27 protein-coding genes are annotated in these 26153 nt (G+C 69.1%); 17 read left to right on the plus strand and 10 right to left on the minus strand.

The window, feature by feature from the left end:
• Positions 1–59 precede the first annotated feature (59 nt).
• Complete coding sequence (locus CVV72_RS06115) at positions 60–1127, minus strand: P1 family peptidase (RefSeq protein WP_219151441.1); 1068 nt, start codon at positions 1125–1127, stop codon at positions 60–62.
• Positions 1124–1735: a TetR/AcrR family transcriptional regulator gene (locus CVV72_RS06120; RefSeq protein ID WP_219151442.1), complete on the minus strand. Its 612-nt coding sequence runs from the start codon at positions 1733–1735 to the stop codon at positions 1124–1126. The genes CVV72_RS06115 and CVV72_RS06120 overlap by 4 nt, the downstream gene beginning before the upstream one ends.
• Positions 1736–1877: 142 nt before the next feature.
• Between CVV72_RS06120 and CVV72_RS06125 the strand changes: the two genes are divergently transcribed.
• Positions 1878–3254, plus strand: a complete 1377-nt coding sequence (locus CVV72_RS06125; RefSeq protein ID WP_219151443.1) for an APC family permease — start codon at positions 1878–1880, stop codon at positions 3252–3254.
• 1 nt (position 3255) lies between these two features.
• On the opposite strand, the gene CVV72_RS06130 is transcribed toward CVV72_RS06125, so the two are convergent.
• Positions 3256–3822 carry a helix-turn-helix domain-containing protein gene (locus tag CVV72_RS06130; protein ID WP_219151444.1) on the minus strand — a complete coding sequence of 189 codons (567 nt, stop codon included), beginning with the start codon at positions 3820–3822 and terminating at the stop codon, positions 3256–3258.
• Positions 3823–3890: 68 nt separating this feature from the next.
• Here CVV72_RS06130 and CVV72_RS06135 point away from each other — a divergent pair, with 68 nt between their 5' ends.
• The 5 genes from CVV72_RS06135 to CVV72_RS06155 all read left to right on the plus strand — a co-directional run bounded on the left by CVV72_RS06135 (position 3891) and on the right by CVV72_RS06155 (position 7175).
• Entirely contained in the window at positions 3891–4604 is a 714-nt protein-coding gene (locus tag CVV72_RS06135) for an AzlC family ABC transporter permease (RefSeq protein ID WP_219151445.1), read from the plus strand.
• A complete protein-coding gene (locus CVV72_RS06140; RefSeq protein ID WP_005159089.1) occupies positions 4604–4924 on the plus strand; it encodes an AzlD domain-containing protein in 321 nt (106 codons plus the stop codon). Before CVV72_RS06135 ends, CVV72_RS06140 begins: the two co-directional genes overlap by 1 nt.
• A 54-nt stretch (positions 4925–4978) precedes the next feature.
• Positions 4979–5608: a pyridoxal 5'-phosphate synthase glutaminase subunit PdxT gene (gene pdxT / locus CVV72_RS06145; RefSeq protein WP_219151446.1), complete on the plus strand. Its 630-nt coding sequence runs from the start codon at positions 4979–4981 to the stop codon at positions 5606–5608.
• 51 nt (positions 5609–5659) lie between these two features.
• Complete coding sequence (locus CVV72_RS06150) at positions 5660–6409, plus strand: YebC/PmpR family DNA-binding transcriptional regulator (protein WP_016334762.1); 750 nt, start codon at positions 5660–5662, stop codon at positions 6407–6409.
• A 235-nt stretch (positions 6410–6644) separates the two neighbouring features.
• Complete coding sequence (locus tag CVV72_RS06155) at positions 6645–7175, plus strand: DUF4262 domain-containing protein (RefSeq protein ID WP_219151447.1); 531 nt, start codon at positions 6645–6647, stop codon at positions 7173–7175.
• 363 nt (positions 7176–7538) lie between these two features.
• On the opposite strand, the gene CVV72_RS06160 is transcribed toward CVV72_RS06155, so the two are convergent.
• A complete protein-coding gene (locus tag CVV72_RS06160) occupies positions 7539–7985 on the minus strand; it encodes a cupin domain-containing protein (RefSeq protein WP_219151448.1) in 447 nt (148 codons plus the stop codon).
• A gap of 75 nt (positions 7986–8060) precedes the next feature.
• Between CVV72_RS06160 and ruvC the strand changes: the two genes are divergently transcribed.
• The 8 genes from ruvC to CVV72_RS06200 all read left to right on the plus strand — a co-directional run bounded on the left by ruvC (position 8061) and on the right by CVV72_RS06200 (position 17026).
• On the plus strand, positions 8061–8645 hold the full coding sequence (gene ruvC / locus CVV72_RS06165; protein WP_219151449.1) for a crossover junction endodeoxyribonuclease RuvC: 585 nt from the start codon (positions 8061–8063) through the stop codon (positions 8643–8645).
• Complete coding sequence (ruvA, locus tag CVV72_RS06170; protein WP_219151450.1) at positions 8642–9241, plus strand: Holliday junction branch migration protein RuvA; 600 nt, start codon at positions 8642–8644, stop codon at positions 9239–9241. The genes ruvC and ruvA overlap by 4 nt, the downstream gene beginning before the upstream one ends.
• An 8-nt stretch (positions 9242–9249) precedes the next feature.
• Entirely contained in the window at positions 9250–10332 is a 1083-nt protein-coding gene (gene ruvB / locus CVV72_RS06175) for a Holliday junction branch migration DNA helicase RuvB (protein ID WP_219151451.1), read from the plus strand.
• A gap of 145 nt (positions 10333–10477) precedes the next feature.
• On the plus strand, positions 10478–10879 hold the full coding sequence (gene yajC / locus CVV72_RS06180; protein WP_219151452.1) for a preprotein translocase subunit YajC: 402 nt from the start codon (positions 10478–10480) through the stop codon (positions 10877–10879).
• 206 nt (positions 10880–11085) lie between these two features.
• A complete protein-coding gene (gene secD, locus CVV72_RS06185; protein ID WP_219151453.1) occupies positions 11086–12792 on the plus strand; it encodes a protein translocase subunit SecD in 1707 nt (568 codons plus the stop codon).
• Positions 12793–12848: 56 nt separating this feature from the next.
• The gene (gene secF, locus CVV72_RS06190; RefSeq protein WP_255632758.1) at positions 12849–13991 is read left to right on the plus strand and encodes a protein translocase subunit SecF; all 1143 of its coding nucleotides are present in this window, start codon (positions 12849–12851) and stop codon (positions 13989–13991) included.
• A 107-nt stretch (positions 13992–14098) separates the two neighbouring features.
• Positions 14099–14617: an adenine phosphoribosyltransferase gene (locus tag CVV72_RS06195; protein ID WP_034307775.1), complete on the plus strand. Its 519-nt coding sequence runs from the start codon at positions 14099–14101 to the stop codon at positions 14615–14617.
• 78 nt (positions 14618–14695) lie between these two features.
• Complete coding sequence (locus CVV72_RS06200; protein WP_034307772.1) at positions 14696–17026, plus strand: bifunctional (p)ppGpp synthetase/guanosine-3',5'-bis(diphosphate) 3'-pyrophosphohydrolase; 2331 nt, start codon at positions 14696–14698, stop codon at positions 17024–17026.
• On the opposite strand, the gene CVV72_RS06205 is transcribed toward CVV72_RS06200, so the two are convergent.
• Complete coding sequence (locus CVV72_RS06205) at positions 17023–18876, minus strand: PPC domain-containing protein (protein WP_219151455.1); 1854 nt, start codon at positions 18874–18876, stop codon at positions 17023–17025. The genes CVV72_RS06200 and CVV72_RS06205 overlap by 4 nt on opposite strands.
• Before the next feature lie 334 nt (positions 18877–19210).
• On the opposite strand from CVV72_RS06205, the gene CVV72_RS06210 reads away from it, so the two are divergent.
• Positions 19211–19990: an enoyl-CoA hydratase/isomerase family protein gene (locus CVV72_RS06210; protein WP_219151456.1), complete on the plus strand. Its 780-nt coding sequence runs from the start codon at positions 19211–19213 to the stop codon at positions 19988–19990.
• A gap of 1 nt (position 19991) precedes the next feature.
• Here the strand turns inward: CVV72_RS06210 and CVV72_RS06215 are convergent, their stop codons facing one another.
• Both CVV72_RS06215 and CVV72_RS06220 read right to left on the minus strand, forming a co-directional pair.
• The gene (locus CVV72_RS06215) at positions 19992–20777 is read right to left on the minus strand and encodes an aminotransferase class IV family protein (RefSeq protein ID WP_219151457.1); all 786 of its coding nucleotides are present in this window, start codon (positions 20775–20777) and stop codon (positions 19992–19994) included.
• Between the two features lies 1 nt (position 20778).
• Positions 20779–21636, minus strand: a complete 858-nt coding sequence (locus CVV72_RS06220; protein ID WP_219151458.1) for a peptidylprolyl isomerase — start codon at positions 21634–21636, stop codon at positions 20779–20781.
• A 156-nt stretch (positions 21637–21792) separates the two neighbouring features.
• Here CVV72_RS06220 and CVV72_RS06225 point away from each other — a divergent pair, with 156 nt between their 5' ends.
• Entirely contained in the window at positions 21793–22401 is a 609-nt protein-coding gene (locus CVV72_RS06225; RefSeq protein ID WP_219151459.1) for an MBL fold metallo-hydrolase, read from the plus strand.
• A complete protein-coding gene (locus CVV72_RS06230; protein ID WP_219151460.1) occupies positions 22401–23057 on the plus strand; it encodes a hypothetical protein in 657 nt (218 codons plus the stop codon). The genes CVV72_RS06225 and CVV72_RS06230 overlap by 1 nt, the downstream gene beginning before the upstream one ends.
• Positions 23058–23307: 250 nt before the next feature.
• On the opposite strand, the gene CVV72_RS06235 is transcribed toward CVV72_RS06230, so the two are convergent.
• From CVV72_RS06235 to CVV72_RS06245, 3 genes are all read right to left on the minus strand, one after another.
• Positions 23308–23544: a hypothetical protein gene (locus tag CVV72_RS06235; RefSeq protein ID WP_219151461.1), complete on the minus strand. Its 237-nt coding sequence runs from the start codon at positions 23542–23544 to the stop codon at positions 23308–23310.
• 97 nt (positions 23545–23641) lie between these two features.
• A complete protein-coding gene (locus tag CVV72_RS06240) occupies positions 23642–25051 on the minus strand; it encodes a YibE/F family protein (protein WP_219151462.1) in 1410 nt (469 codons plus the stop codon).
• Between the two features lie 41 nt (positions 25052–25092).
• The gene (locus CVV72_RS06245; protein ID WP_034307757.1) at positions 25093–26070 is read right to left on the minus strand and encodes a GlxA family transcriptional regulator; all 978 of its coding nucleotides are present in this window, start codon (positions 26068–26070) and stop codon (positions 25093–25095) included.
• Between the last annotated feature and the right edge of the window lie 83 nt (positions 26071–26153).

The raw sequence follows: 26153 nt of genomic DNA on the forward strand, positions 1-26153 counted from the left end.
CGCGCCACCAGCGGAGCTGAGCGGATGAACGACGTTCTCGCGAACGCGCTGATCGGGACCTAGACCGCGCGCCAGCGGGCCGTCGGCAACGCGGGGACCCGGTGGCCGCGGTGGCCGGTCATCTCCTCGTTCGCGAACAGGGCGTTGAGCACCGCTTCTTCGGTCGCCTGCACCACAGCCTCGAAGAACGGGTCGAGCCTGCCCCACGGGACGAACCGAAGGCTTTCGTACTCGGCCTCTTCGGTCCGCGGGAACCGGCTGGTGAGTGCTCCCGGGTTCGCCGTGCTGAAGGCGAGGAAGAGATCGCCGGAGAAGTGGGAGCCGGCGGTGCCGGTGCGGGCGAGGCCGAGCGGGACACGGCGGGCGAGCGACGTGCACTGGCCGGGCAGCAGGGGAGCGTCGGTGCCGACGATCACGATCACCGATCCCGCGCCGGACGGCGCCGCCCAGTCCTCCTCCATCGGGTTGTCCGCGCTCAGTTCCAGTCCGACGTGCGAGCCCGCGACGGTGAGTTCGCGGCGTGAGCCGAAGTTGGCCTGTACCAGGGCACCCACGGTGTACTCGTCGTCCCCATAGGACACCAGGCGGGAGGCCGTGCCGGTGCCGCCCTTGAAGCCGTAACAGGTCATCCCGGTCCCGCCGCCGACCGAGCCTTCGCTGACCGGACCCGTTCGCGCGGCGTCGATCGCGGCGACGGCGTGTCCACTGTGGATCGTCGGTGCGGTGCTGTCGTTCAGGTAGCCGTCCCAGGTCTCGGCGACGACCGGCAGCAGCCATTCGGCGGCCACGTCGGGCCGTTCGCGGACCACCCAGTCGATCGTGCCGCGATGGCACGCGCCGACGGCGTGCGTGGAGGTGATCAGCACCGGCAGGGTTAGCGAACCGGTCTCGGCCAGCCAGGCAGTGCCGGTCATCTCGCCGTTGCCGTTGAGGGCGTACGTGCCGGCCGCGCACGGCACGGCGAAATCCTCTCGCCCGCGCGGCAGGACGGCGGTGACGCCGGTGCGCACCGATTCGCCTTCGACGAGAGTCGTGAAACCGATCTCGACGCCGGGGACGTCGGTGAGCGCGTTGTGCTCGCCGGTCCGGCCGGGCAGCGGGACACCCAGGTCGCGGGCGCGGGTCATGGACGGTCCTCCAAGAGGTTCGAGGTGGCTGTGCGGGCGTAGGAGAGCAGCATCGCTTCGGCGGTGGCGGTTTCCAGCGTCGGCACGGCCTGCGTGAGATGCAGGCCGTAGCCGTCTTCCAGCGCGACGAGGTTCCGCGCGATCGAGACCGCGTCCGCGGTCAGCGTGAACTCGCCGGTGGCGGCGCCCGCTTCGAGGATGCCGGTGTAGATCCGGACCTGCTGCTCGTAGAGCGTGATGTGCCGGGCGGCGTACACGGGATCGCGGCGGGCGATCGTGCCCAGTTCGTAGAGCAGCACGCAGAGTTCGTCGTCAGGGCCGGTGGGCAGGCCGCTGCGGATCATCGCGAGCAGGCGGCCGGACGGGGTCGTCTTCGCGCCCGCGGCCAGCTCCCGCGCCGAGCAGAACCGCGCCACCGCCTCGCGCTGCACCTCTTGGAGCAGGTCGGTGAGAGTGGGGAAGTAGTACAGGACAGAACCCGACGACAGGCCCGCGCCCTCGGCGACGTCCCTCAGCCGCAGGTTCAGCACGCCGCGTTCGAGGACGGCCCGTCTGGCCACCTCGATCAATTCGGTACGTCGCTCCGCTGCCTTACTCGGTCTCGCCATGGTCTCATTCTTCGAATCTTGTTCGAAAAACGCAAGTGTCGGGCGCGAGCTGCTCTTGACGTCACACGATGGAAGGCCTTTGATGCGTGCTCAACAGTTTTTCGAAGGAGATTCAAGGAACCCACCTTGTAGGAGGTCGGCCGTGTCCACTCCCGCCCTGCGCCGCGGTCTGCGCACCCTCGGCACGCTGCTCATCACGCTCTCCGCGATCAGCCCCGCCTCGTCGGTCTTCATCATCGCGCCGGGGGTGATCTCCGGGGCCGGGACGGGCGCCTTCTACAGCTTCGTGGCCGCCGCGGTCGTCGGTGTGTTCATGGCCTTCGTCTACGCCGAACTGGCGTCGGCGTTCCCGCTGGCGGGCGGCGAGTACGCGATCGTCACCCGCACTCTCGGCCGCTTGCCCGGCTTCGCGGTACTGGGGCTGATGATCATCACGCAGGTGCTCATCGTCGCGGTGATCGCGCTCGGCGTCGGCACCTACCTCGGCGTGCTCCTGCCCGGCGTGCCCGGTTCGATCATCGCCGCCGTGACCTGTGTGGTCGCGGCCGTCGTCGGCATTTTCGACATCAAGCTCAACGCCTGGGTCACCGGGATCTTCCTGGCGATCGAGATCCTCGCGCTGATCGTGGTCAGCGCGCTCGGACTGCTGAACCCGGCGCGGTCGTTCACCGATCTGCTGGCGCATCCGGTCGCCTCGGACGGCGGCCCGGCCACGGTCGGCGCCATCGCGATCGCCACCTCGGTCGCGATCTTCGCCTATAACGGCTACGGCTCGGCCGTGTACTTCGGCGAGGAGACGCAGGACGCGTCACGGGGGATCGCCAGGGCGATCCTGCTCGCGCTGGGCATCACCGTGCTCGCCGAGCTGGTCCCGGTGACGGCGGTCCTGCTCGGGGCGCCCGATCTGAACGCGCTGTTCGCGTCGGAGAACATGCTGTCCTACTTCATCGATTCGCGCGGCGGCGGAACCCTCGACACGGTGCTCGGGCTGGCCGTCGCGCTCGCGATCATCAACGCGGTGCTGGCGATCGTGCTGATCAGCTCGCGGATGCTGTTCAGCAGCGGCCGCGACCGCGCGTGGCCGCGGCCGGTCAACCGGGCGCTGGCCGCGGTGCACCCGAAGTTCGGGACGCCATGGGTGGCCACCGTCGGCACCGGCCTGGTGGCCGCCCTGCTCTGCTTCGTCGACCCGAAACTGCTGCTGGTGGTGACGAGCACGTCGATCGTTGCGGTCTACGCGGCGCTCTGTCTCGGCGCAATCGTCGGCAGGCGCACCGGTGCCACCGCGCACGCCAAGTACCGGATGCCTTGGTTCCCGGTCGCGCCGGTGCTGGCGCTGGCGGTCCTGGTGTTCGTGGTCTACCAGAACCTGCTCGACCCGGCGGTGGGGCGGCCGAGCCTGATCGTCACGGCCTGCGTCGCGCTGCTGTCGATCGCGTACTACGTCCTGGTGCTGCGCAGGAAGGGCGGCTGGAAGCTGGCCGACGTCACCGAAGAGAAGGCCGAGGAGCCCGCCTGACTCAGGTGTACTCCGCGATCTCCACTCCGTAGGTGCCCGGTTCGAGCGCTTCGAAGATGTGCGGAATGTCGCCGGGGTAGCAGATGTAGTCACCGGGCAGCAGTTCGACCGGATCGTCCTGTGGCCCGACCCTGGCCCGCCCGGCGCTGAGGATCATGTGCTCGACGATGCCGCTCATATGCGGATCGGAGAGCCGCGGTTTCCCGGGCTCGGCGCGAATCAGATAGACGTCGCGCCGGGCTCCGGGCGGGCAGGAGCTGAGCAGTGTGCACGCGTAGTCGGCGTGTTCGGCGAACACCGTCGGCCCGCTGCCCGAGCGGATGACCTGCACACGGGGCCGCTCGGGCTCCACCACCCGGGAGAACGGGACGTCGAGCGCGACGCACAGCGCCCAGATCGTCTCGACGCTCGGGTTCCCCGCCCCGGACTCCAGCTGCGAGAGCGTGGATTTCGCGATTCCGGCGCGTTTGGCGACCTCGGTGAGGGACAGCCCGGTGCGGGCGCGTTCCCGGCGCAGGGACATGGCGATGACGTCCAGGGGTGCGCCGTCGGACGCGGTCGGGGACATGCGTTCGCTCCATCGGTCGTTGCGTTCGTCTTGACGAACGCGGCTGCGTTCGTTCATTGTATGACGCTATGCGTTCGATATGGCGAACAACCACTCGTGTCCTGGGGCGCGATCTTCTCCGTGACATCGGGCTGGTCTGCCTCGCCGACACCATTGTCGGCATCTCCTACGGTGCGATCGCGGTGGGCTCCGGCTTCCCGATCTGGGCGCCGATGCTGCTTTCCGTGCTGGTCTTCGCCGGTGCCTCGCAGTTCATGTTCGTCGGCATCATCGCCGCGGGCGGCAGCCCGGTCGCGGCCGTCGCGGCGGGGCTGCTCGCCAACGCGCGGCACCTGCCGTTCGGCTTCGCGATCGGCGACGTCCTGGGGAAGCGGTGGTCGTCGAGGATCGTCGGCAGCCACCTGATGATCGACGAATCGGTCGCGTTCGCGCTGGCCCAGCGCGACGAAGAGCGGCGCAAGACGGCGTACTGGGTGTGCGGGATCGGGCTGTTCGTCTGCTGGAACGTCGGCGTTCTCGCCGGTGCGTACGCCGGCACGGCGATCAGTGATACCGACGCCTTCGGCCTCGACGCGGCCTTCCCGGCGGTCTTGCTCGCACTGGTCCTGCCGTCGCTGCGCGATCGTGCCGCGCGGCTGCCGGTGCTCATCGGCGTGGCCGTCGCGCTGGCCACGACACCGTTCCTGCCCGCCGGGCTGCCGGTGCTGCTCGCCCTGGTCGGCGTACTGGCCGGAGTGGCCGCGAAGGAACCGGCCGAACGTGAACCCGAGGGAGTGCACTGATGGATCCGCTGGACTTGATCATCGCCGGCGGCGTGCTCGCGGCCGGGACCTTCGCCTTCCGGTTCGCCGGACCGGTGCTGAAGGCGCGGTTCACCGTGTCGCCCAAGGCCGAGAAACTGATGGCGCGTTCGGCCGTCGTCCTGCTCGCCGCGCTGGTCGCGGTCGCCGCGCTCACCGAGGGGCACGAGTTCGCCGGATACGCCCGGCCCGCGGGAGTCCTGGTCGGTGGCGTGCTCGCCTGGCGCAAGGCGCCGTTCGCGCTGGTCGTCGTGGCGGCCGCCGCGACCGCCGCCCTGCTGAGGCTGGCCGGGGTCCCCTGACCTGGCCGTTCCCTGAAGCGCCTAAGCTAGGGGGAAGGTCTTTCGGGAGGTCGGGTGGCGATCGCGACGGGGGCACGGCCGGTGGTCGGCGTGCTCGCACTGCAGGGCGACGTGCGGGAGCACGCCGCGATGGTGGAACGCGCCGGCGCGCGGGCGCTGCCGGTCCGCCGCGCGACCGAACTGTCCGAAGTGGACGGTCTGGTGCTGCCCGGTGGCGAGTCGACCACCATGTCGAGGCTGCTGGAGACCTTCGAACTGCTGGAACCGCTGCGCGAGCGCATCGCGGACGGGATGCCCGCGTTCGGCTCCTGCGCCGGGATGATCCTGCTCGCCCGGCAGGCTCTCGACGGACGTCCTGACCAGCGGCAACTCGGCGGGCTCGACGTCGTCGTCCGGCGCAACGCGTTCGGGCGGCAGGTGGACTCCTTCGAGGCCGACCTCGACTTCACCGGTATCGAAGGCGGCCCGGTGCACGCTGTGTTCATCCGCGCCCCGTGGGTCGAAAAGGCGGGCGACGGGGTCGAGGTACTCGCCAGTGTCCCCGAAATGCCGGGCTCGGACGACGCGGCCGCTAGGATCGTCGCGGTCCGGCAGGGGGCGGTACTCGCCACGTCGTTCCACCCCGAACTCACCGGGGACGAACGCGTGCACAGGCTGTTCGTCGACCTCGTGCGACAGGCTTAAGCAAAACCGACACTGTGCTCAGCGGCGGGCACGGGAGTAGATGGAGGAGAGATGAGCGGCCACTCCAAGTGGGCCACCACGAAGCACAAGAAGGCCAACCTGGACGCGAAGCGCGGCAAGCTCTTCGCCCGGTTGATCAAGAACATCGAGGTGGCGGCCCGGACCGGCGGTGGCGACCCGGACGGCAACCCGACGCTCTACGACGCCATCCAGAAGGCCAAGAAGAACTCGGTCCCGCAGGACAACATCGAGCGCGCCCGCAAACGCGGCGCCGGTGAAGAGGCCGGTGGCGCCGACTGGCAGACCATCACCTACGAAGGCTACGGCCCGAACGGTGTGGCCGTGCTGATCGAATGCCTCACCGACAACAAGAACCGCGCCGCCATGGAGGTCCGGACCGCGCTCACCCGGAACAACGGCTCGCTCGCCGACCCGGGTTCGGTCGCCTACATGTTCAACCGCAAGGGCGTCGTGATCATGCCCAAGGGTGACGCGGGCGAGGACGATGTCCTCATGGCCGTGCTCGACGCGGGCGCCGAAGAGGTCAACGACCTCGACGAGAACTTCGAGATCGTCTCCGAGGCGACCGACCTCGTCCCGGTCCGGAAAGCCTTGCAGGAGGCCGGTTTCGAGTACGAGTCCGCGGATCTCACGTTCCTGCCGTCGGTCAGTGTCCCGCTGGACGTCGAAGGCGCGAAGAAGGTCTTCAAGCTCATCGACGCGCTCGAGGACTGCGACGACGTGCAGAACGTCTATGCGAACTTCGACGTGTCCGACGAGGTCATGGCCGAGGTCGGCTGACGGTTGCTCGCGACGACGTGCGGAACGTCTACGCACTGCGCCGGATTCCACGTGTCCGACGAGGTCATGGCCGAGGTCGGCTGACGGTTGCTCGCGACGACGTGCGGAACGTCTACGCACTGCGCCGGATTCCACGTGTCCGACGAGGTCATGGCCGAGGTCGGCTGATCGATTTTCCCGCCATGCAGCGGAAAACCGGTCCCGGGGCTAGGAGTGGGCGCTCGCGTGGGGCACAATGTCGCGCGTGACGACCTCCGAAGCCGACGCCCTCACCGCCGAAGAAACCGAACTCATCCAGTGGATCGAGGGACAGGCGAAGGCGAGAGGGAACGCGGTCATCGCGGTCGAAGGCGACGAGGAGGAAGCGCCCTTCTGCTTCACCGCGTGCGCTTGGGCGCTGCACAACGTCGCGGAAGCGGTCGTGATCGGACTGCCCGAGCACATGGGGCCGGTCCTCCTCGACGCCTACGTCGACCGGGCGGCCGCCGGTGAGATCTTCGAAGTCGGCAAGCGGTACGACGATTTCTTCGAGGGCGCGCCGGTGGTCTTCGAACGGGTCGCGAAGGGGCACTATCCCGAGTACTTCGGGAGCGCGTTCCTCATCTACCCGGACGGGGACTTCCCGGCACTGCAACTGATCGTCGCCACGCCGGACGGGCACTTCCCCTGGCATCCGGACGCGCCCGAGGGCTTCGCGCGGTACCAGCCGGTGCTGACCGAATCCGGTGACCCGGAGAGCTGGACGCCGGGCGTCGACGGCCCCTGAGGCACCGCTGTTCGGATGTCGTAAGTACATGAAGGACCCCTTCACGGCGCTGGGCGCAGGGAAGGGGTCCTTCATGTACCAGGACACTTCTGCTGAAGTCTGCAGTCCGTGAAGGCCTCCTTACCTACCCTGAAGGGAGTGAAGGAGGCCTTCACGGACTCGGGGATCGTCACCTCGGCCTCAATGGCACCACGCGCCACAACGGCTGCGCGTGAAGGCCCCCTTCCCTCGGCTCAGCCGGAGGAACTCGGCCTTCACGCTTGTCCAAGTACATGAAGGACCCCTTCCTTGCGTCTAGCGCCGTGAAGGGGTCCTTCATGTACTTGGAGGAACGCGGCCGCCGACCCTCGGGAGCCCCAGCGCTCACTCAAGCCAGGGCGCCAGGTCCTCCGCCGCCTCCGGCCACTCGGCGGCCAAAGCCGCCGCGGACCGGAATTCCACGCAGTCGTCCGTATAAGGCGGCACCACCACCGTGCCGGCCAGGCTCCACTCACCGGTGCTCACCGACGCCTGCCACACCCCGGCGGGCACCACCACTTGCGGCCGCTGACCAGCGGCGACGTCCGGCCCCAGCACCGGCCGCGCAACGCTCCCGTCCGGGAACAACAGCAGCATCCGCAGCGGCGCCCCGGCGTGGTGCGCGTAGATCTCCAGCCGGTCCAGGCGGTGCGGCGCCGAGGTTTCCGGCGGTGCCAGCAGGTAGTAGATCGCGGACGCGGTTTCGTCGCGCCAGCTCTGTGCCCAGCGGCCACCCTCGACGGGCAACGGCTGGAGACCCAGATGGGCGGTGAAGTCGTCGGGACTCGGCATGTCCTCATCTTGCCCGGAGCCCGCTCCGGGTAGCCTCGGATCTCGAACTGATGTTCGCCGGAGCGGAGGAAACGCGTGCGGGTACTCGGGGTCGACCCCGGTCTGACCAGGTGCGGGCTCGGAGTGGTCGACGGCGGCACGGGCCGCACCGTCCGCGCCGTGGCCGTCGACGTCGTACGGACCCCGCCGGACGCCGATCTTTCCGTACGGCTGCTGGGAATCTCCGACGCCGTCGAGCGCTGGCTCGACCGGTACAAGCCCGCGGCCGTCGCCGTGGAACGGGTTTTCGCGCAGCACAACGTGCGCACCGCGATGGGCACCGCGCAGGCGGGCGGCGTCGTCGCGCTCGCCGCGGCCAAACGCGGGCTGCCGGTCGTGTTCCACACCCCGAGTGAGGTCAAGGCCGCCGTCACAGGGTCCGGTCGCGCGGACAAGGCGCAGGTCACCGGTATGGTCATGCGGCTGCTCGGGCTCGAGGTCAAACCGCATCCGGCGGACGCCGCGGACGCGCTCGCGCTCGCCATCTGTCATCTGTGGCGTGAACCGATGCGCGTCCGGCTCGCCGAAGCCGAGGCCAGGGCCGCCGAGATCGCCAAGAACCACAAGGCCAGGCTCGCCGCCGCGGCCAAACAAGCCAAAACGCAGGGAGCGGCTCGATGATCTCCTCGGTACGCGGTGAAATCCTCTCCATCGGTCTCGACCACGTCGTGATCGAAGTCGGGGGAGTGGGCTTCGCCGTGCAGGCCACCCCCTCCACCCTCGCGACGCTTCGCCGCGGCGAGGAGGCGATGCTGCACACCGCGCTCGTGGTCCGCGAGGATTCCTTGACGCTGTTCGGTTTCGCCGACGCCGACGCCCGCGAACTGTTCGGCCTGCTGCAGACGGTCTCCGGGATCGGCCCGCGGCTCGCGCTCGCGACACTCGCCGTCCTCGATCCCGACAAGCTGCGTTCCGCGCTGGTCGAAGGCAACATCACCGTGCTCACCCAGGTGCCCGGCATCGGCCGCAAGGGCGCCGAGCGGCTCACGCTCGAACTCCGCGACAAGGTCACCGCGCTCGCGGGCCCGACAGACGGCTCCCCGGCGATCGTCGCGCCCGGTGCGCTGCGAAGCGAGGTCGTCGAGGCGCTCGCGGGCCTCGGGTTCCCGGCCAAGCAGGCCGAACAGGCCGTCGACAAGGTGCTCGGCGAGGGCGAAGGCCACACGACGTCGTCCGTGCTGCGCGCCGCGTTGGCCACCCTCGGGCGTAAGCGGTAGCCGGCCACATGGACTATGACGCAGTGACGGAATTCGAGACCGATGGCGACACTGAGACGCTCTCGGCGCTGCCGCAGACCGGCGAACGCGAGGTCGAGACCACGCTGCGCCCGCGGAAGCTGGACGAGTTCGTCGGCCAGCCACGGGTGCGTGAGCAGCTCGAACTGGTCTTGGAAAGCGCGCGCCGCCGGGGTGTCCCGCCGGATCACGTTCTGCTCTCCGGTCCGCCGGGGCTCGGCAAGACGAGTATGGCGATGATCGTCGCCGCCGAACTCAACGCCGCCATCCGCATCACCTCCGGACCGGCGCTGGAACGCGCGGGCGACCTGGCCGCGATGCTGTCGAACCTGGCACCCGGCGACGTCCTGTTCATCGACGAGATCCACCGCATCGCCCGCCCCGCCGAGGAGATGCTGTACCTCGCGATGGAGGACTTCCGGGTCGACGTCGTCGTCGGCAAGGGGCCCGGTGCCACCAGCATCCCGCTGGAGATCGCGCCGTTCACGCTGGTCGGCGCCACGACGAGATCCGGTTCGCTGACCGGCCCGCTGCGCGACCGGTTCGGTTTCACCGGCCAGATGGAGTTCTACAGCGACAGCGAACTCGAACTCGTCGCCCGGCGCGCCGCCACGATCCTCGACATCGACATCGACCGGGACGGCTGCGCGGAGATCGCCCGCCGGTCCCGCGGCACACCCCGGATCGCGAACCGGCTCCTGCGCCGGGTGCGCGACTACGCCGAGGTCCGGGCCGACGGCAAGGTCACGCGCAAGATCGCGCGGGCCGCGCTGGAGGTCTACGACGTCGACGAACTCGGCCTCGACCGGCTCGACCGGGCGGTGCTGACCGCGCTGGTCCGCTCCTTCGGCGGCGGCCCGGTCGGTGTGTCCACGCTGGCCGTCGCGGTGGGGGAAGAACCGACCACCGTCGAGGAGGTGTGTGAGCCTTACCTGGTCCGCGCCGGTATGCTCGCCCGCACTCCTCGCGGCCGGGTCGCCACAGCGGCCGCGTGGGAACACCTCGGCCTGCCGGCCCCGGCCGGCGCCACACGCGGCGAGCAGGGCGGACCGAACCTGTTCGACCAGGACTGACCGGGCCGTTCACGTGGTCCGAGGCCCGTGGTGACGACGGGTGGTGGTGGAGTTTCCGCTGGCACCTGGCACACTCGGAGAGAGCACACCCCGCCAAACCGGACAAAACAGCGCACCGCGCGGCGTCCGCTCGAAATGGAGAATCATGAACCAGTTATTGCTGCCGCTGCTCCTGATGCTCGTTGTGGCGATTCCGCTCGTCATGGGCACCCGTAAGCAGAAGAAGGCGGCGGCAGCGCAGCAGGAGCTGCTCGCGAGCCTGGCTCCCGGTGACCGGGTGATGACCACCTCCGGTCTTTACGCGTCCGTCGCCGACGCTTCCGCCGACACCACGATCGACCTCGAGATCGCTCCGGGCGTCGTGACCACCTGGCTGCGCCAGGCCGTCCGCGAGAAGGTCGAGCCGGTCGTCGAGACCGACGAAGACGTCACCGACACCACCGACGAGGTCGTCGAGGCGCCGGTCGTCGAGTCGAAGGACGACGAGCGCGTCGAGGAGAAGTCGGGCGCGCAGATCGCTCCTCCGCTGGAGCACGGCAAGAAGTAGCGGTTGTAAGGCCATCCCCGACACCAGACTTTCGTAGGTGCGGGGCCAACGCCGGGCTCACGCAGCACCGAGTAGTGTCTCGGTGCTGCGTGCGTGTCCGTCGTCATAGTCGTGCTCGTTCGCGGTACCGCCGGACTCCCGTCCAGTGAGTGAACAGCCAAGTCCATTGGGGAAAAACCCAGTCCGTCCGAGGAGACCGAAGCACAGTGGCCGCACCGGCCGGGCATCTCCGCCCGGGACGCTATCTCGCCTTCTTCGCCCTGATCGTGGTGGCGCTGTACGCCCTGGTGTTCTTCACCGGTAGCGGCAAGCCGACGCCGAAGCTCGGCATCGATCTGCAAGGCGGCACGAGGGTCACCCTGACCGCCCGAAACCCCGACGGCGGCGACCCTCCGCGAGAGTCCCTCGAACAGGCCCGCTCGATCATCGAGCGCCGGGTCAACGGTATCGGCGTCAGCGGCACCGAGGTCGTCCTCGACGGCAGCAACGTCGTCATCACCGTCCCCGGTGAGCAGGGCGACCAGGCCAAGACCCTGGGCAAGACCGCGAAGCTGGGCTTCCGGAAGGTCGTGACGTCGCAGCCGGTGACCCCGGTTCAGCAGCCGTCGACCCCGCCCGCTTCGGGTGCGCCGTCGTCGGCACCGTCGGCGCCCCCGGCCTCGCCGGGGGCGAGCGCCCCGCCGAGCAGCCCGGCCAACGGTGGCGGTGGAGCCGCCGGCGCGCCGCAGCAGCAGCCGGACGAGAATGCCGACGAGAAGACCAAGCGGGAGATCGAGGAGGCCCGGAACCTCCGGCAGAACCCCGATCTGCTGTCGACGGACCAGGCGAAGCAGGCCGCGGCGGCCGAAAAGGCCTTCGCCGCGCTCAACTGCGACCCCAAGATCGCGGACCCGCTGGTCGGCAACGACCTCACCGACAAGCCGCTGGTCGCCTGCGGTGACAAGAACACCATGAAGTACCTGCTGGAGCCGGAGTTCCTGCCCGGAACGGAGATCTCCGACGCCTCCTCGGGCTACGACACCCAGAACTCCCAGTGGGTCGTCAACCTGAACTTCAAGGGCGAAGGGTCCCGGATCTGGGGCGACTTCACCTCGAAGAACGTCCAGAAGCAGGCCGCGTTCGTCCTCGACACGCAGGTCGTCTCCGCGCCGACCATCCAGTCCGCGATCCTCGGCGGCCAGACGCAGATCACCGGCCGGTTCAGCCAGACCGAGGCGAAGGACCTGGCGGACGTGCTGAAGTACGGTTCGCTGCCGCTTTCGTTCGAGTCCTCGGACGCGACGACGGTGTCCGCGACGCTGGGTCTCGCGTCGCTGCAGGCGGGGCTGATCGCCGGCGGAATCGGCCTGCTGGCCGTCTTCATCTACTGCATGTTCTACTACCGGCTGCTCGGCCTGCTAACGATCCTGTCGCTCGGCTTGTCGTTCACGATCGTGTACGGGGTCCTGGTGCTGCTGGGGCGGTGGATCGGCTACACCCTCGACCTCGCGGGTGTGGCAGGCCTGATCATCGCGATCGGTATCACCGCGGACTCGTTCGTCATCTACTTCGAACGGCTGAAGGACGAAATCCGCGAGGGCAGGACGTTCCGGTCCGCGGTCCCGCGTGGCTGGTCTCGAGCCCAGCGCACGATTCTCGCGGCGGACGCGGTCAGCTTCCTCGCCGCGGCGATCCTCTACCTGCTGGCCGTCGGTGACGTGAAGGGCTTCGCGTTCACCCTCGGCATGTCGACGGTCCTCGACCTCGTGGTCGTCTACCTCGTCACGCATCCCCTGGTCGCCATGGTGTCCAGGTCCAAGTCGAAGTTCCTGTCCAACCCCAAGAACCTCGGCCTCGGCGCCGTGCAGCAGGTGGGTTCGGACCGCAAGGCCGCTCGCGCCGTTCCCGGCCGTACGAACGTGAAGGAGGCGTGACCGTGGTCGACGAGAAGAGCACCACCGAGAACAAGCACGAGAGCGTCTTCCGCCGTATGTACGTGGGCACCGGCGTGTTCGACGTCGTCGGGGTCCGCAAGCGCTGGTACCTCTTCTTCGGTGCGCTGGTGCTGGTGTGCATTGCTTCGATGGGGGTCAAGGGCTTCAACTTCGGCATCGACTTCGAAGGCGGCACCCAGATCCAGCTGCCCGCCAACGGCAAGAACGGGCAGATCACCGAAGAGCGGGCCAAGGAGGTCTTCGCCGACGCGCTGGGCAAGCCCGCGGACGAGGCGCAGAAGGTCGGCGCCGGTGTCTCGTCGACCATCCAGCTCCGCTCGGACACGCTCGACGCGGCCGAGGTCGCCAAGGTGAAGCAGGCCCTGTTCCAGGAGCTGGGCCCGATCGGGTCCAGCGGGCAGCCGAGTGTCCAGGCGATCAGTGACAGCGCGGTGAGCGCGTCCTGGGGCGGTGAGATCTCCCGGCAGGCACTGATCGCGCTCGGGGTCTTCCTGCTGGCGGTCACGTTGTTCCTGGCGTTGTACTTCGACCCCCGGATGGCGGCCGCGGCACTGGTCACCCTGCTGAACGACATCGTGGTGACGGCCGGTGTGTACTCGCTGATCGGCTTCGAGGTCACGCCGGCGACGGTGATCGGTCTGCTGACGATCCTCGGGTTCTCGCTGTACGACACGGTGGTGGTGTTCGACAAGGTCCGCGAGAACACGCGCGGCCTGCTCGGGCTCACTCGCCGGACATATGGGGAAGCGGCGAACCTGGCGTTGAACCAGACGCTGATGCGTTCGTTCAACACGTCCTTGATCGCGGCGCTGCCGATCCTCGGCCTGCTGGTGATCGGGTACCTGCTGCTCGGCTCCGGCACCCTGCAGGAACTCGCGCTGGTGCAGCTCACCGGCACCGTGGTCGGTGTGCTGTCGTCGGTCGCGCTGGCGACCCCGCTGCTGGTCGATTTCAAGATGCGCGACGCCAAGTACCGTCAGCAGGCCGATCGGGTCGCTTCGCGGCGTGCGAACCAGGCCCGCAAGGCCGCCGAGCGCGACGACGACTTCGACCCGAACGACGAAGACGCGCTGGCCGCCGAACTCCGCAAGGAGAAGGCGTACGCCGCCGCGGCGAGCGTCCCCGCGCGGAACCAGAAGGCCCACAAGGGCCGTCCGTCGGGCAAGCGCAAGAGGTAACTCCCGGTTTCAAGCGCTATGAACGGTCCGTTCCTTGCGAAATTTGCAAGTAACGGACCGTTCATAGCGTTCAGGGACCGGAAGCACGACTGGAGAGCAGGAACCACATGGAGCTGGACAAGGCACTCGACCTCATCGCCGACGTGCCGGACTTCCCGGAACCCGGCGTGCTGTTCCGGGACCTGAGCCCGTTGTTCGCCGACGCGGCGGGCTTCAAGGCCGTCACCGACGCGCTGGCCGCCACCGTCGATCCCGACGTGGACCTGCTGGCGGGCGTGGAAGCACGCGGATTCCTGCTGGCCGCCGCGGTCGGCTACGCCCGTGGCCTCGGTGTCGCGCTGATCCGCAAGCCGGGCAAGCTGCCCCGCGTCGCGGGCAGGGTCGGTTACACGCTGGAGTACGGCACCGCGACCGTCGAACTCCCCGAAGGTGTCGTCGAGCCCGGCCAGCGTGTCGCGGTCCTGGACGACGTGCTCGCGACCGGTGGCACGGTCGCGGCGACCTGCAAACTGCTGGAAGACGCGAAAGCGCAGGTCACCGGGGTTTCGGTGGTGATGGAACTCGGTGCGCTCGGTGGTCGTTCCGTGCTTGAAGGGCGCCGTGTGGAGGCCCTCCGGGTGTGTTGACCGGGCGTACCAAGTGAGCCGCGAGGGGGAGCGGTTACCCTTGATGTCCGAAGGCCGCACGAAGCGCAGGAGGTGCGGGTGAGCCAAGAGCTCGATGCCGCGGTGTCCTCGAAGGACGGCACCGAGCAGAACGGTGCGGCGCGACAGGGGGCAGCGCCGACGCCGTCCGCGACACGCCGTGTGCGTGCCCGCCTCGCCCGCCGGATCACCGCGCAGCGCGCCGCCCCGGTCAAGCAGGTTCTCGAACCGCTCGCCGTCATTCACCGCGAGCTGCATCCCAACGCGGATCTCGCGCAGCTCCAGCGCGCCTACGACGTCGCCGAAGAGCTCCACCGGGAGCAGCGGCGCAAGTCCGGCGACCCGTACATCACGCATCCCCTCGCGGTCGCGACCATCCTCGCCGAACTCGGCATGGACACCACGACGCTGGTGGCGGCCTTGCTGCACGACACCGTCGAAGACACCGGCTACTCGCTCGAGAGCCTGAAGGCCGACTTCGGCGAGAAGGTCGGCGAGCTCGTCGACGGGGTCACCAAACTGGACAAGGTCAAACTCGGCACGGCCGCCGAGGCCGAGACCATCCGCAAGATGGTCATCGCGATGGCTCGCGACCCGCGCGTGCTGGTCATCAAGCTCGCCGACCGGTTGCACAACATGCGCACGATGCGCTTCCTGCCGCCGGAGAAGCAGGCCAGGAAGGCCCGCGAGACCCTGGAGGTCCTCGCCCCGCTGGCGCACCGGCTCGGCATGGCGACGGTCAAATGGGAGCTGGAGGACCTGGCCTTCGCCATCCTGCAGCCGAAGAAGTACGACGAGATCGTTCGCCTGGTCGCCGATCGCGCGCCTTCGCGCGACACGTACCTGCGCTCGGTGATCACCGAGCTGACCGGCAACCTCGAAGGCTCGCGGATCACCGCCAAGGTCGAGGGCAGGCCGAAGCACTACTACTCGATCCACCAGAAGATGATCGTCCGCGGCCGCGACCTCGACGACATCCACGATCTGGTGGGCGTGCGGATCCTGGTCGAGGACGTCCGCGACTGCTACGCCGCGATGGGCGTCGTCCACGCGCTGTGGCAGCCGGTCCCCGGCCGGTTCAAGGACTACATCGCGCAGCCTCGTTTCGGTGTGTACCAGTCGTTGCACACCACCGTGATCGGGCCGGACGGCAAACCGCTGGAAGTCCAGATCCGTACCTACGAGATGCACCGCACCGCCGAATACGGCATCGCCGCGCACTGGCGGTACAAGGAGACCAAGGGCACCCACAACGGGAACGCCGTGGACGTCGACGAGATGGCGTGGATGCGCCAGCTCCTCGACTGGCAGCGTGAAGCGGCGGACCCGGGAGACTTCCTCGAGTCACTGCGCTACGAACTCGCTTCGCGCGAGATCTTCGTGTTCACGCCCAAGGGTGACGTGATCACGCTGCCGGTCGATTCGACGCCGGTCGACTTCGCCTACGCCGTGCACACCGAGGTCGGGCATCGCTGCATCGGCGCCCGCGTCAACGGCAGGCTCGTCGCGCTCGAGCGCAAGCTGGAGAACGGCGAGGTCATCGAGATCTTCACCTCGAAGGCCGAGACGGCCGGGCCGAGCCGTGACTGGCTGCAGTTCGCCGGTTCGCCCAAGGCCCGCGCGAAGATCCGGCAGTGGTTCGCCAAGGAACGCCGCGACGAGGCGATCGAAGGCGGCAAGGAGGCCATCACCAAGGAGGTCCGCAAGGTCGGCCTCCCGATCCAGCGGCTGGTCTCCGCCGAGTCGATGGGCGCGGTCGCCACCGAACTGCGGCATCCCGACATCAGTTCGCTGTACGCGGCCGTCGGTGAGGGCCACACCAGCGCGAAGCACGTCGTACAGCGGCTGGTCGCGCTCATCGGCGGGGTCGACGAGGCGGAAGAAGAACTCGCCGAGCGCGCGACACCGTCCACGGTCACTCGCCGGCGCGGTTCGAACGACGTCGGTGTCGTGGTGAAGGGCGCCAGCGACATCTGGGCCAAGCTCGCCCGCTGCTGCACGCCGGTGCCCGGCGACGAGATCCTCGGTTTCGTCACGCGAGGCGGCGGCGTCAGCGTGCACCGGACCGACTGCACCAACGCCGACGACCTGCGGGCCCAGCCCGAACGGCTGGTCGAGGTCGAATGGGCGCCGTCGGCGTCCTCGGTGTTCCTCGTCGCGATCCAGGTCGAAGCGCTCGACCGGCATCGTCTGCTCTCGGACGTCACGAAGGTGCTCGCGGACGAGAAGGTCAACATCCTGTCCGCGTCGGTCACGACGTCACGCGACAGGGTCGCGGTCAGCCGGTTCTCGTTCGAGATGGGCGACCCGAAGCACCTCGGACACGTGCTGAAGGTGGTCCGAGGTGTCGAAGGCGTCTACGACGTCTATCGGGTGACGTCGGCGTCCTAGCCGGTTCCGCGGACGAAGGCCCACGCACTGCGGTTGAGGGTGTCCTCGATCCCGGTGAAGCCTTCGGCCGGGCTGATCTGCTCTTCGACTAGGTCGAGATCCGGATCGTCGGCCGTGCCTCCGCGTCCGTCGGGGCCAACGGCGAACATCACCGCCGGATCACCGCCGGGGTCCATGATCCCGGGGACGGCGTTGGACAGGTCGGTGTGCCAGCTGCCCGACATGTGCCCGGCTTCGTGGCTGGTGATGTTGCCGACCGCGCGGCCGATGAACGCGATCCTGTCGCCGCCGGTCCCGAGGTAGGTGTTGAGCGACCAGGCCGGTCCGGCGGGCGAGCTGATCTCGTCGAGCAGCACCAGTGCGGTCTCTTCCTTGCCGAAGTTGCCCGCGTCGATCGACTGCGCGATCCCGATGGTGTCGATGCCGGATTCGACCCTGGTGCCGCCGACGACGATCCGGCTCACGTTCGGCCGCCCCCACGGATCCGCGTGATCCCGGCTGTTGAGGACGCGCAGGGCGAACCTCGGGTTCGTGCCTTTGGCGATGAGGTCGCGTTCGAGGTTCTCCCTGACGGCGGCGATGATCGCGTCGGTCAGCGCGCGTTCGTCTCCGGCGGCGAGACCCCAGCGCGGCAGAAAGGCCGAGAGCGGCGAGAGATCGCGGATGCCGCCGCCGGTGCCGAAGATCGAGGTGTTGACCCTGGCGCCGTCGAAGTCCAGGAAGATCGTGTGGACGTTGCCGCGCGGCGCGGTTTCCGTGCCGGGACGGAACGCCTCGAGCTTGATGTCGTACGCGTTTTCGCCCGCCTCGACACCGAGCCGGTAGCGGCCTGCCTTCGGCGCCACGAAGTCCACGACGGCGTTGCCGCCGCCGGGCATCGGTGAGGCCGTCGAGAAGATCGCCGTGGCATCCTGCGAGGAGCCGAAGACCTCGCGCCCGGTGGGGTCGTACACCGCGAGCCGTGTCCCGCCGCCGGCCACCGACGCGCCGAGCACGTCTCCGGCTCGCAGATCGACCGAGTAGTAGTCGAGGTCGCCACCGCTCTTGCCGCTGGTGATCGTCAGTTCGTACGGCCCCTCGGTCCCGGCGCCGGTGCCGGTGCCGGGCTCCGTGGGCTCCGACGGCAGACCGAACGGGCCGGAGCCCACCACGAGGAAGAACTCCCGGCCGGGCGGGATGGTGAACGTGAGCGTCGAGTCGGTGGACCCGCCGGCGTTGTCGTTGATCGCCCACAGACCATTTCTGTCGTACAACGCGAGAAGCGTGTCGAGATCGCCGGCCGGGGTCAGGGTCCGCGCGGAGAACGTCACCGGGGCGGCCCCCGCGCTCAAGCGGTAGAAGTCGAAGTCGCCCGTGCCGTCACCCGCGCGGCCGTAAGGCCCGTCGCCGATGGTGCCGCTCGTGCGGATTGCCCGGCGCGCGGCGCCGACGCCGGTTTCGGTCGCGAGACCGAAGGCGTCATCGGGCTCGGTGGCCGGGGGAACGGTGGGAACCGAGGAGTCCGGTTTCAGATCGCCGGTCAGGCGGGCCTTGGAGTTTTCGCCGCGCCGGGTGCCGAACCCGGTGATGTGCTCGGCGTCGGCGGGGGAGTCGTTGGCGCCGGATCTCCCTGGCGGTTCCTTTTCCTGGTAGGGCAAGGGGTTCTGGGCCACAGCCCGGTCTCGTGCCGTACTTTTGGCCGCCCGGTCTCGGAGCACGGCCGCCCAGTCCGTCGTCGCCGGACGGTGGGGGAACATCAGCAGGGGATCGGGCTGGATCCGCGCGGGCGCCGCCGTGGCCGTGGACGGCCCGCTCAGCAGGGCGGAGGTGAGCAGAGCGATCGTGAGAAGTCCGAGCACGCGTTTGGCCATCGAGTTCCCCCTTGCTCGTTGGCCGACCAGAAAACCACAGGGGGAACGCGCTGCCAGCCGCCTTTCGGAGGCTATGTCATGGATGCGTCGCAGAGGCCCGCTGTCGTGAGCCGCTGCTGGACCTCGCGGTGCCTGCCAGGCGTAGAAGACCTGGACGGGAGGCGGGGCGCGAGACCTACCGGGTCGTCACCCACGCCGAGCAGCCACGAGGTGAGCCAGAGCACGGCGGCCGTCCCGGCGACGAGCCACAGGATCCGAGCGAGCCGGGAACGCGTCGGACGTCTTGCCCACATTCGGCTGGTTGCGGTGGAAGCACGCACTTAGGGTGCGGAGCATGACTGACGGGTTCGAGTTCACTCGTGACGGCGAAGTCGCGCGGCTGACGTTCACCAGGCCGGAGAAGATGAACGCGATCACCTACGGGATGTGGTCGGCGATCCCGGACGTGGTGGCGCGGGTGGAGGCGGATCCGGCGATCAAGGTCCTCGTCCTGACCGGCGCGGGCGCGCACTTTTCGGCGGGCGCGGACATCAGCGAGTTCCGGGAACTGCGCTCCACCGCCGACGCCGCCGAGACCTACGACAAGGCCGTCGACGGGGCCGTGGCGGCGCTGACCGCTTCCCGGAAGCCGACGGTCGCGATGATCAAGGGGAACTGCATCGGCGGCGGGTGCCAGCTCTCGGTCGCTTGCGATTTCCGCTTCGCCGCGGAGGGTTCACGCTTCGGAATCACACCGGCGAAACTCGGGATCGTCTACCACTTCGACTCCACCCGGCGGCTGGTCTCCCTGGTCGGCCCGGCGAACGCGAAGTACTTCCTGCTCTCGGGTGAACTCGTCGACGCGCGGCGGGCACGGGAGATCGGGTTGCTGAACGACGTCTTCCCTGCCGATGAGTTGGAGGCCGCGACCGCGAAGTTCGTCGACACGCTGGCTTCGCGTTCGCAGGCATCGGTGCGCGGGATGAACCGGATCATCGAGAAGATCGTGGCGGGACAGCGGGAATCCGATGCCGAGGTCGACGAGATCCGGCTCGGCGCCCTGCACGGCGAGGACTACGCCGAGGGAGTGGCCGCGTTCCTGGCGCGGCGGCCGCCGAAGTTCACCTACCGCTGAGCTAGATCTCGTCCCAGGGATTGCTTTCGTACGCTTCGGTCAGGATCCGGCTCGTCTCCGGAGCGAACGGCAGCACGACGTCGTCCACCGACGCCACCGGCCAGCCGACCGACTCCGAATTGGTCAGGAACACGGCGTCGAACCCGGGAAGATCGGCGGGGTGGACGTCGCGGACCGCCTGTGGGATCCCGTTGCGCTCGAGGCCGCGTCGCACCAGTTGCTGACTGATGCCGTCGAGCACCGGCGCCTGCGGCCAGACCACCGTGCCGCCGTCGAGGAAACCGACGTTCCAGATCGACGCCTCGCTGATCCGGCCCTGGTGGTCGACGAACAGCGCGTCGTCGTATCCCGCCAGCTTCGCCTCGCGCGTGTGGTGGAGCAGGCCGAACGTACCGACGTGCTTGACCTCCGGAAGCACCCGTTCGTAGCGCACGGACCGCAGGCGCAACGGTGTCATCACGTGCTCCCGGGGCGGCCCGGTCCGGACGAGGACGTCCGGTGCCGCCGGGGCGCCGGGGTCGGACCAGTCCAACGCCCGGGAGAAGATCAAGACCCGCACGGACAGCGCGTCCTCGCCCCGGATGGCCTGCCGTACGTACCCGCGCACCGCCTCGGTGTCGAGGTCGTGGGCGAACATGCGCCGCGTGCTCGTCGCGAGACGGCGGAGGTGGACGTCCAGGCCGCGGACCTTGCCGTCCCGGACCTGCATCGCGGTGAAGTGGCCATAGCCGAACGCGCCCGCCAGGTCTTCCGACCGGGCGGGTGCGCCGTTGACTTCCAGCTTCACGTCAGGCGTTGACCGTGACGCCGGTGAACTTGACCTCGGTGTTGGGCGGGCCGGTGCCGTCGCCGTTGCCGGCCTGCGCGTTCGCGCCCGCCTTGGCGACCTTGTCGAGCACCTTCAGGCCGTCGTCGGAGATGCTGCCGAAGACCGAGTAGTCCGGGGGCAGTTCGGCCTCGCCATAGACCATGAAGAACTGGCTGCCACCGGAGTTCGGCTGCTGCGTCTTCGCCATCGCGAGGATGCCGCGGCCGTACTTGATCTCCTTGAACCCCTCGTCCGGCATGGTGTAGCCCGGGCCGCCCATGCCGCTGGCCTCGGGGTCACCGCACTGCAGCATCTGCAGGCCGGTGGTGCCGAGCCGGTGGCACTTGGTGTCGTTGAAGTAGCCCTGCTGCGAGAGGCTGATGAAGCTCTGGACGGCGCACGGGGCGAGCGCCCGGTCGAGCGTCAGCGGGATGTCGCCCGCCGTGCTCTTCAGCACGACGTTCACCGTGCCGTTCGAAGAGACGTCCTTGCCTTCCGGCTTGTTCACCTTCTTCGAAGCCGGCTTGCTGGCGTCGTCCTTGTAGTCACAGGCCACCGGGTTCGCCAGCGGCGTCGGCCGCTTCGGCATCGGAGTGCGCTCCGTGGGGATGGTGACCTCGGGGGTCGGAGGAGCCGAGCTCGGGGAAGCGTCGGAGGCGGCATCGTCACCACTGTTGCTGCTGACGATCCACCACACCGCGCCCGCCACGATGGCGACGACGCCGACGACCGCTACCGAGCCGACGATCCTGCGCCGCTTGGCCTGTTCGGCCCGTCGCACGATCTGTCGCTCGAGCTTGCGCTTCGCGGCTTCGCGGCGCTGCTGGTTGGTCGGCACCCGCCCTCCCGGTTTCCACTCGATGTCACACGTCTGAGGTAGCGGGAGTCTATTGGCACAGCCTGTGAGACCCCCGTACAGGGGCCGCTAGGCTTACTTGATCGTGATCAGGGCCATCCTGTCACCTGTTCGGCGGAAGAATCGAGGAGGCGTTTCGTGCTGGTTGTCGGTTTTCCGGCAGGCCCCCTCGAAGCCAACTGCTATCTGCTCGCCCCGGACGGTGGCGGGGAGTGCGTGATCGTCGATCCCGGGGAGGACGTCGTCGAACCGCTCGAGGCCGCGCTTTCCACGCACGGCCTGACGCCGGTCGCGATGCTCGCCACCCACGGCCACCCCGATCACGTCGCTTCGGCGGACGAGATCGGCGCACGCCACGGAATACCTCTCTATCTGCACGAGGCGGACCGGCCACTCCTCGGCCGGGACGCCGGAGAACGGAAGGACGGGATCGTGCCACTCGCCGATGGCCCGCTCGGGCTGGCCGGACTGGAGATCACGGTGTCCGGTACACCGGGGCACACCGCCGGTTCGGTGGTCTTCGGGCTGACCTCCGCCGAGGGCGGCCGGATCGTGCTCACCGGGGACAGCCTGTTCGCCGGTTCGATCGGCCGGTCCGCCGGGGACGGCGACGAACTCGTCCGGTCCCTCGGTGCCAAGGTGATGACGATGCCCGACGACACCGTCGTCCTCCCGGGCCATGGCCCGGCCACCACGATCGGGCAGGAGCGGGCGGCGAACCCGTTCCTGGCCGGGACGGGCGCGTGATGACCGAGCCGACCGGAACCCCGGAGACCCCTGAACGCCTCCCGCTGTTCCACGACGACCCCAAGCTGCGCCGCAGGCGTGGCTGCTCCAGCGTGGCCGGCGTCGTGATCTTCGCGGCCGCGTTCGGCGGGATCGCCGGACTGATCGGTGGGGAGATCGCCGGGCTCGTGGTCGCCGGCGTGATCGCGGTACCGCTGCTCTACGTCATGTTCTACAACCTGCGCCGCCGCGTCTGGCTCGAAGGCGAGACGCTCATCGTGCGGACCTGGGGTGTGCGTCGGATCGACCTGACCGCGGCCGAGCGCATCGACCTGGTGATCAGCGACGTCCGGGGCACCCGGACGGTCAGCCTGCTGGTCAACGCGGGCAAGCGCCGCAAGGTCGCGAAGGTCGATCTGGCCGTCTATTCCGGTGCGGGCGGCCGGGAGCTGGGCATCCTGCAGCTGCGCAAGCTGGCGAACGCGCTGCTGAACAACACCGAGGCGAACGGCCTGGTGTTCTCGGAACTCCTGGTGGCCCAGCTGAAATCGGAGGCACGCGGGGACGCGGCGGCGGAGCGGCCGCTCTACCGGCTGGCCTCGGCGGCACCCGCCGGGAAGTACATCCAGCGGTTCACGATGGAGGCGGTCAGCCGGTTCGTGGCGACGCTGGACTGAGCCGCGCAGACGGCGCTCGGCCACTCACGAGACCAGACCCACTCGATACCGGGATTCTGCTGGGTGCTGGGCCCGCATCGTCTTGGCGGTCATGTCGCGAAAGCCACTTTCGAGACGTCTGGTGTCCCGAAAGTGGCTTTCGCGACACCGGCTCCAGACCCCTAGGCCTTCACGGACCGGGTCCGGAATGAACGGCGGCTGGAAGCCAGTAGGTATCCAAGACACCCTCGGTGGGGATCGTCATCACCACTCACGAGGCTTCGGTGCGGGTCTCCAACTTCTCCAGCCGCGCCTTGATCTCCTCCAGCTGGTAGACGATCTCCGGCAGCTCGCCCGCGGCGAAGGTCGCCAGCCGCTCCGAATGCTTGAGCGTCGCCCGCACGTCGTCGAGCGCGGCGGCGATCTTGGGTACCGCCTCGACGGCTTCCCATGTCGAGACGAGCACGTGCCGTGCGACGGCGAACGCTGCGTCGAAAACGTCGAACATGGCCCTCCGATCACGCGGCGAATCTCGGGTGCGGCCTCTTCGTACCCGACTCCGTCCCGTGATCGCGCGGTGGGCTCGCGCTTTGGGGCGCTTGTGGTCACAGGGACTCTTGGGGCTCCCGCGAGGCGATCAGCGCGGCGAGCACGGTGGTGACCGGGACCGCCGCGACGATGCCGACGCTTCCGGCCAGCGTCCGGACGATCTCCTGCGCGATGTCCTCCGCACCGAGGATCGAGCCGAGCCCGACTCCGGAAAGCGAGGTGTACAGCAGCACCGGCAGCGCCGCCCCCGCGTACGCCATCACGAGCGTGTTGACCGCCGAGCCGACGTGGTCGCGGCCGATCCGCAGGCCCGCGCCGTACAGCTCACGCCAGCCGAGCGACGGGTTCGCCCGCCGGAGCTCCCACACCGCGCTCGTCTGCGTCACCGTGACGTCGTCCAGCACACCGAGCGCGCCGATCACGACGCCCGCCAGCAGCAGCCCGCGCGCGTCGATCCCGTGCCCGAGCGACCCGATCAGCTGGGAGGTGCTGTCGTCGAGCCCGGTCAGCGACGCCGCCGCCGAGAAGATCGCGGACAGGATTCCGATCAGGACCAGGCTCACCAAGGTGCCCAGCACCGCCACCGACGTTCTCGCGGACAAGCCGTGTGTCAGGTACAGCGCGACGAACATGATCGCGCCCGCGGCCGCGATCGCCACCAGCAGCGGGTTTTCCCCGGCGAGGATCGACGGCAGCACGAAGAACGCCAGCACCAGGAAGCTCAGCCCCAGCGCGACCAGTGCGGCGAGCCCCCGCCAGCGGCCCAGCACGATCACCGCGAGCGCGAACAACCCGGCGAGCAGCAGCAACGGCGTACCGCGCTGGAAGTCGACGATCTGGAACGACGCGGGGTTCGCGACATCGCCGCCGTTGTAGGACAGCACCACCTCGTCCCCCGCGGCGAACCGTGGCGTGCTCGGCTCGATGGGAAGCGTCAGCTTCAGCGGCTTCCCGGCTCCAGGGCCGTCGGTCATCGTCAGGTCGCTGGTGAGACACGGCTTCGCGCCCGGCGGCGGCTCGCCGACCTGCACCTGACCTTCGGCGAGACACGGGCCGGTGATCGTCCCGGTGACCGTCGCGCTCACCGGGGTTCCCTGCGGGAAGACGCTTTTCGCCGGATCCTCGCTCCACGGGTAGAGCACGATCATGCCGGCGACGGTGGCGACGGCGAGCGGGATCAGCAGCCCCATCAGCAGGAGCCGGACCCGGCGCGACGCGGGTGCCGCCGGCCCGTGGCCGTGCGAGTGCCCGTGACCGACCGGTGGTTCGGGCTTCGGTTCCGGGGCGCGACGTCTCCCCAGTTCGGCCTGCCGTGGCCGCTGAACCGGGGGACGGGGGCGCCGTGTCCCCTCGTGCTGCGGAGTCCGGCGCGGCGAACGGGACGTTCCGGGCGAACGATCGGACGGGGTGTCCGTCACCCGGCGAATCGGGCCGGTGTCGTCGTCGGAGAGGTCGCGGCGGTTCACCCGCATATCCTCCACAGTCCTCGCCGCGCGGCGCACACGGCCTAGCCGAACGCCTGCCGAAGGTGGACACGGCGATAGGCCGAAGGCGGGGTATCGAAGTGATCGAGGAAGGCTTGGCGCAGTGTCTCGGTCGAGCCGAAACCACACCGTCTCGCGATCGAGGTCAGCGGAAGTTCGGTGCCGCACAACAGTTTCGCGGCGTTCTCGGTCCTCGCCGCCCGGACGTACCTGCTGGGCGTGGTGCTCAGGTGCGCGTCGAACAGCCTGGTCAGCTGCCGGGTGCTGATCCCGGCCCGCTCGGCGAGGACGGCGGTGCCGAGATCGCCTGCCAGGTGCTCAGCCACGTACGCGGTGATGTCGCGGACGAGCCGGTTCTCTGGCGGCGGGCCGGACAGGAACATGCTCACCTGCGCCTGGTTGCCCGGCCGCTGCAGGTAGGTCACCAGCATCCGGGCGACCTCCCTGGCCACACTCGGGCCGTGGTCGGCCTCGACGAACGCGAGGGTGAGGTCGATCCCGCTGGTGACACCCGCCGCCGTGTAGACGTTGCCGTCGCGCACGTACAGCGGCACCGGGTCCACGTTCACCTGCGGGTAGCTCGTCGCGAGCCGGTTCGCGAAACGCCAGTGCGTGGTGGCGCGCCGCCCGTTGAGCAGCCCGCACGCGGCGAGCACGGTGGCGCCGGTGCACACCGAAGCGACGCGTCGGCTCTGCTGCGCGAGCCTGCGGACGTGGGTGACGACCCTCGGGTCGGCGGCGGCCGCCTCGTGCCCGGTGCCGCCCGCGACGATCAGGGTGTCCAGTTCGCCGGTCACCTGGTCGAGCCGGTGCTGTGCCTGCAGCGTCAGCCCGGACTCGCAGCGGATCCCGCGCCCGTCGACGCTCGCGAGCATGATCTCGTACCCCGGCTTGCCGCCGAGTTTGGTCGCGGCGTCCAGGACGTCCGACGGGCCGGCGATGTCGAGCAACTCGGCGTTGCTGTAGCCGACGATCAACACTCGTCTGGGTGAACCCGGCATGATCGAACGCTACCAGTAGTGCCCGGCCGTCGGACGTTGTTCGCAGGAATCCGGACATCCGGGCCGCCAGGGCCGGGCGCCTG

The sequence above is a fragment of the Amycolatopsis sp. TNS106 genome, assembly GCF_019330265.1.
In the GTDB taxonomy this organism is placed as follows: domain Bacteria; phylum Actinomycetota; class Actinomycetes; order Mycobacteriales; family Pseudonocardiaceae; genus Amycolatopsis; species Amycolatopsis lurida.

Bases quoted from the DNA above. Each gene is read 5' to 3' on its own strand.
- CVV72_RS06115 (WP_219151441.1), bottom strand. From the start codon at position 1,127: ATGACCCGCGCCCGCGACCTGGGTGTCCCGCTGCCCGGCCGGACCGGC.
- CVV72_RS06120 (WP_219151442.1), bottom strand. From the start codon at position 1,735: ATGGCGAGACCGAGTAAGGCAGCGGAGCGACGTACCGAATTGATCGAG.
- CVV72_RS06130 (WP_219151444.1), bottom strand. From the start codon at position 3,822: ATGTCCCCGACCGCGTCCGACGGCGCACCCCTGGACGTCATCGCCATG.
- CVV72_RS06135 (WP_219151445.1), top strand. From the start codon at position 3,891: ATGCGTTCGATATGGCGAACAACCACTCGTGTCCTGGGGCGCGATCTT.
- CVV72_RS06140 (WP_005159089.1), top strand. From the start codon at position 4,604: ATGGATCCGCTGGACTTGATCATCGCCGGCGGCGTGCTCGCGGCCGGG.
- CVV72_RS06150 (WP_016334762.1), top strand. From the start codon at position 5,660: ATGAGCGGCCACTCCAAGTGGGCCACCACGAAGCACAAGAAGGCCAAC.
- CVV72_RS06155 (WP_219151447.1), top strand. From the start codon at position 6,645: ATGTCGCGCGTGACGACCTCCGAAGCCGACGCCCTCACCGCCGAAGAA.
- CVV72_RS06160 (WP_219151448.1), bottom strand. From the start codon at position 7,985: ATGCCGAGTCCCGACGACTTCACCGCCCATCTGGGTCTCCAGCCGTTG.
- ruvA (WP_219151450.1), top strand. From the start codon at position 8,642: ATGATCTCCTCGGTACGCGGTGAAATCCTCTCCATCGGTCTCGACCAC.
- ruvB (WP_219151451.1), top strand. From the start codon at position 9,250: ATGGACTATGACGCAGTGACGGAATTCGAGACCGATGGCGACACTGAG.
- yajC (WP_219151452.1), top strand. From the start codon at position 10,478: ATGAACCAGTTATTGCTGCCGCTGCTCCTGATGCTCGTTGTGGCGATT.
- secF (WP_255632758.1), top strand. From the start codon at position 12,849: ATGTACGTGGGCACCGGCGTGTTCGACGTCGTCGGGGTCCGCAAGCGC.
- CVV72_RS06195 (WP_034307775.1), top strand. From the start codon at position 14,099: ATGGAGCTGGACAAGGCACTCGACCTCATCGCCGACGTGCCGGACTTC.
- CVV72_RS06205 (WP_219151455.1), bottom strand. From the start codon at position 18,876: ATGGCCAAACGCGTGCTCGGACTTCTCACGATCGCTCTGCTCACCTCC.
- CVV72_RS06210 (WP_219151456.1), top strand. From the start codon at position 19,211: ATGACTGACGGGTTCGAGTTCACTCGTGACGGCGAAGTCGCGCGGCTG.
- CVV72_RS06230 (WP_219151460.1), top strand. From the start codon at position 22,401: ATGACCGAGCCGACCGGAACCCCGGAGACCCCTGAACGCCTCCCGCTG.
- CVV72_RS06235 (WP_219151461.1), bottom strand. From the start codon at position 23,544: ATGTTCGACGTTTTCGACGCAGCGTTCGCCGTCGCACGGCACGTGCTC.
- CVV72_RS06245 (WP_034307757.1), bottom strand. From the start codon at position 26,070: ATGCCGGGTTCACCCAGACGAGTGTTGATCGTCGGCTACAGCAACGCC.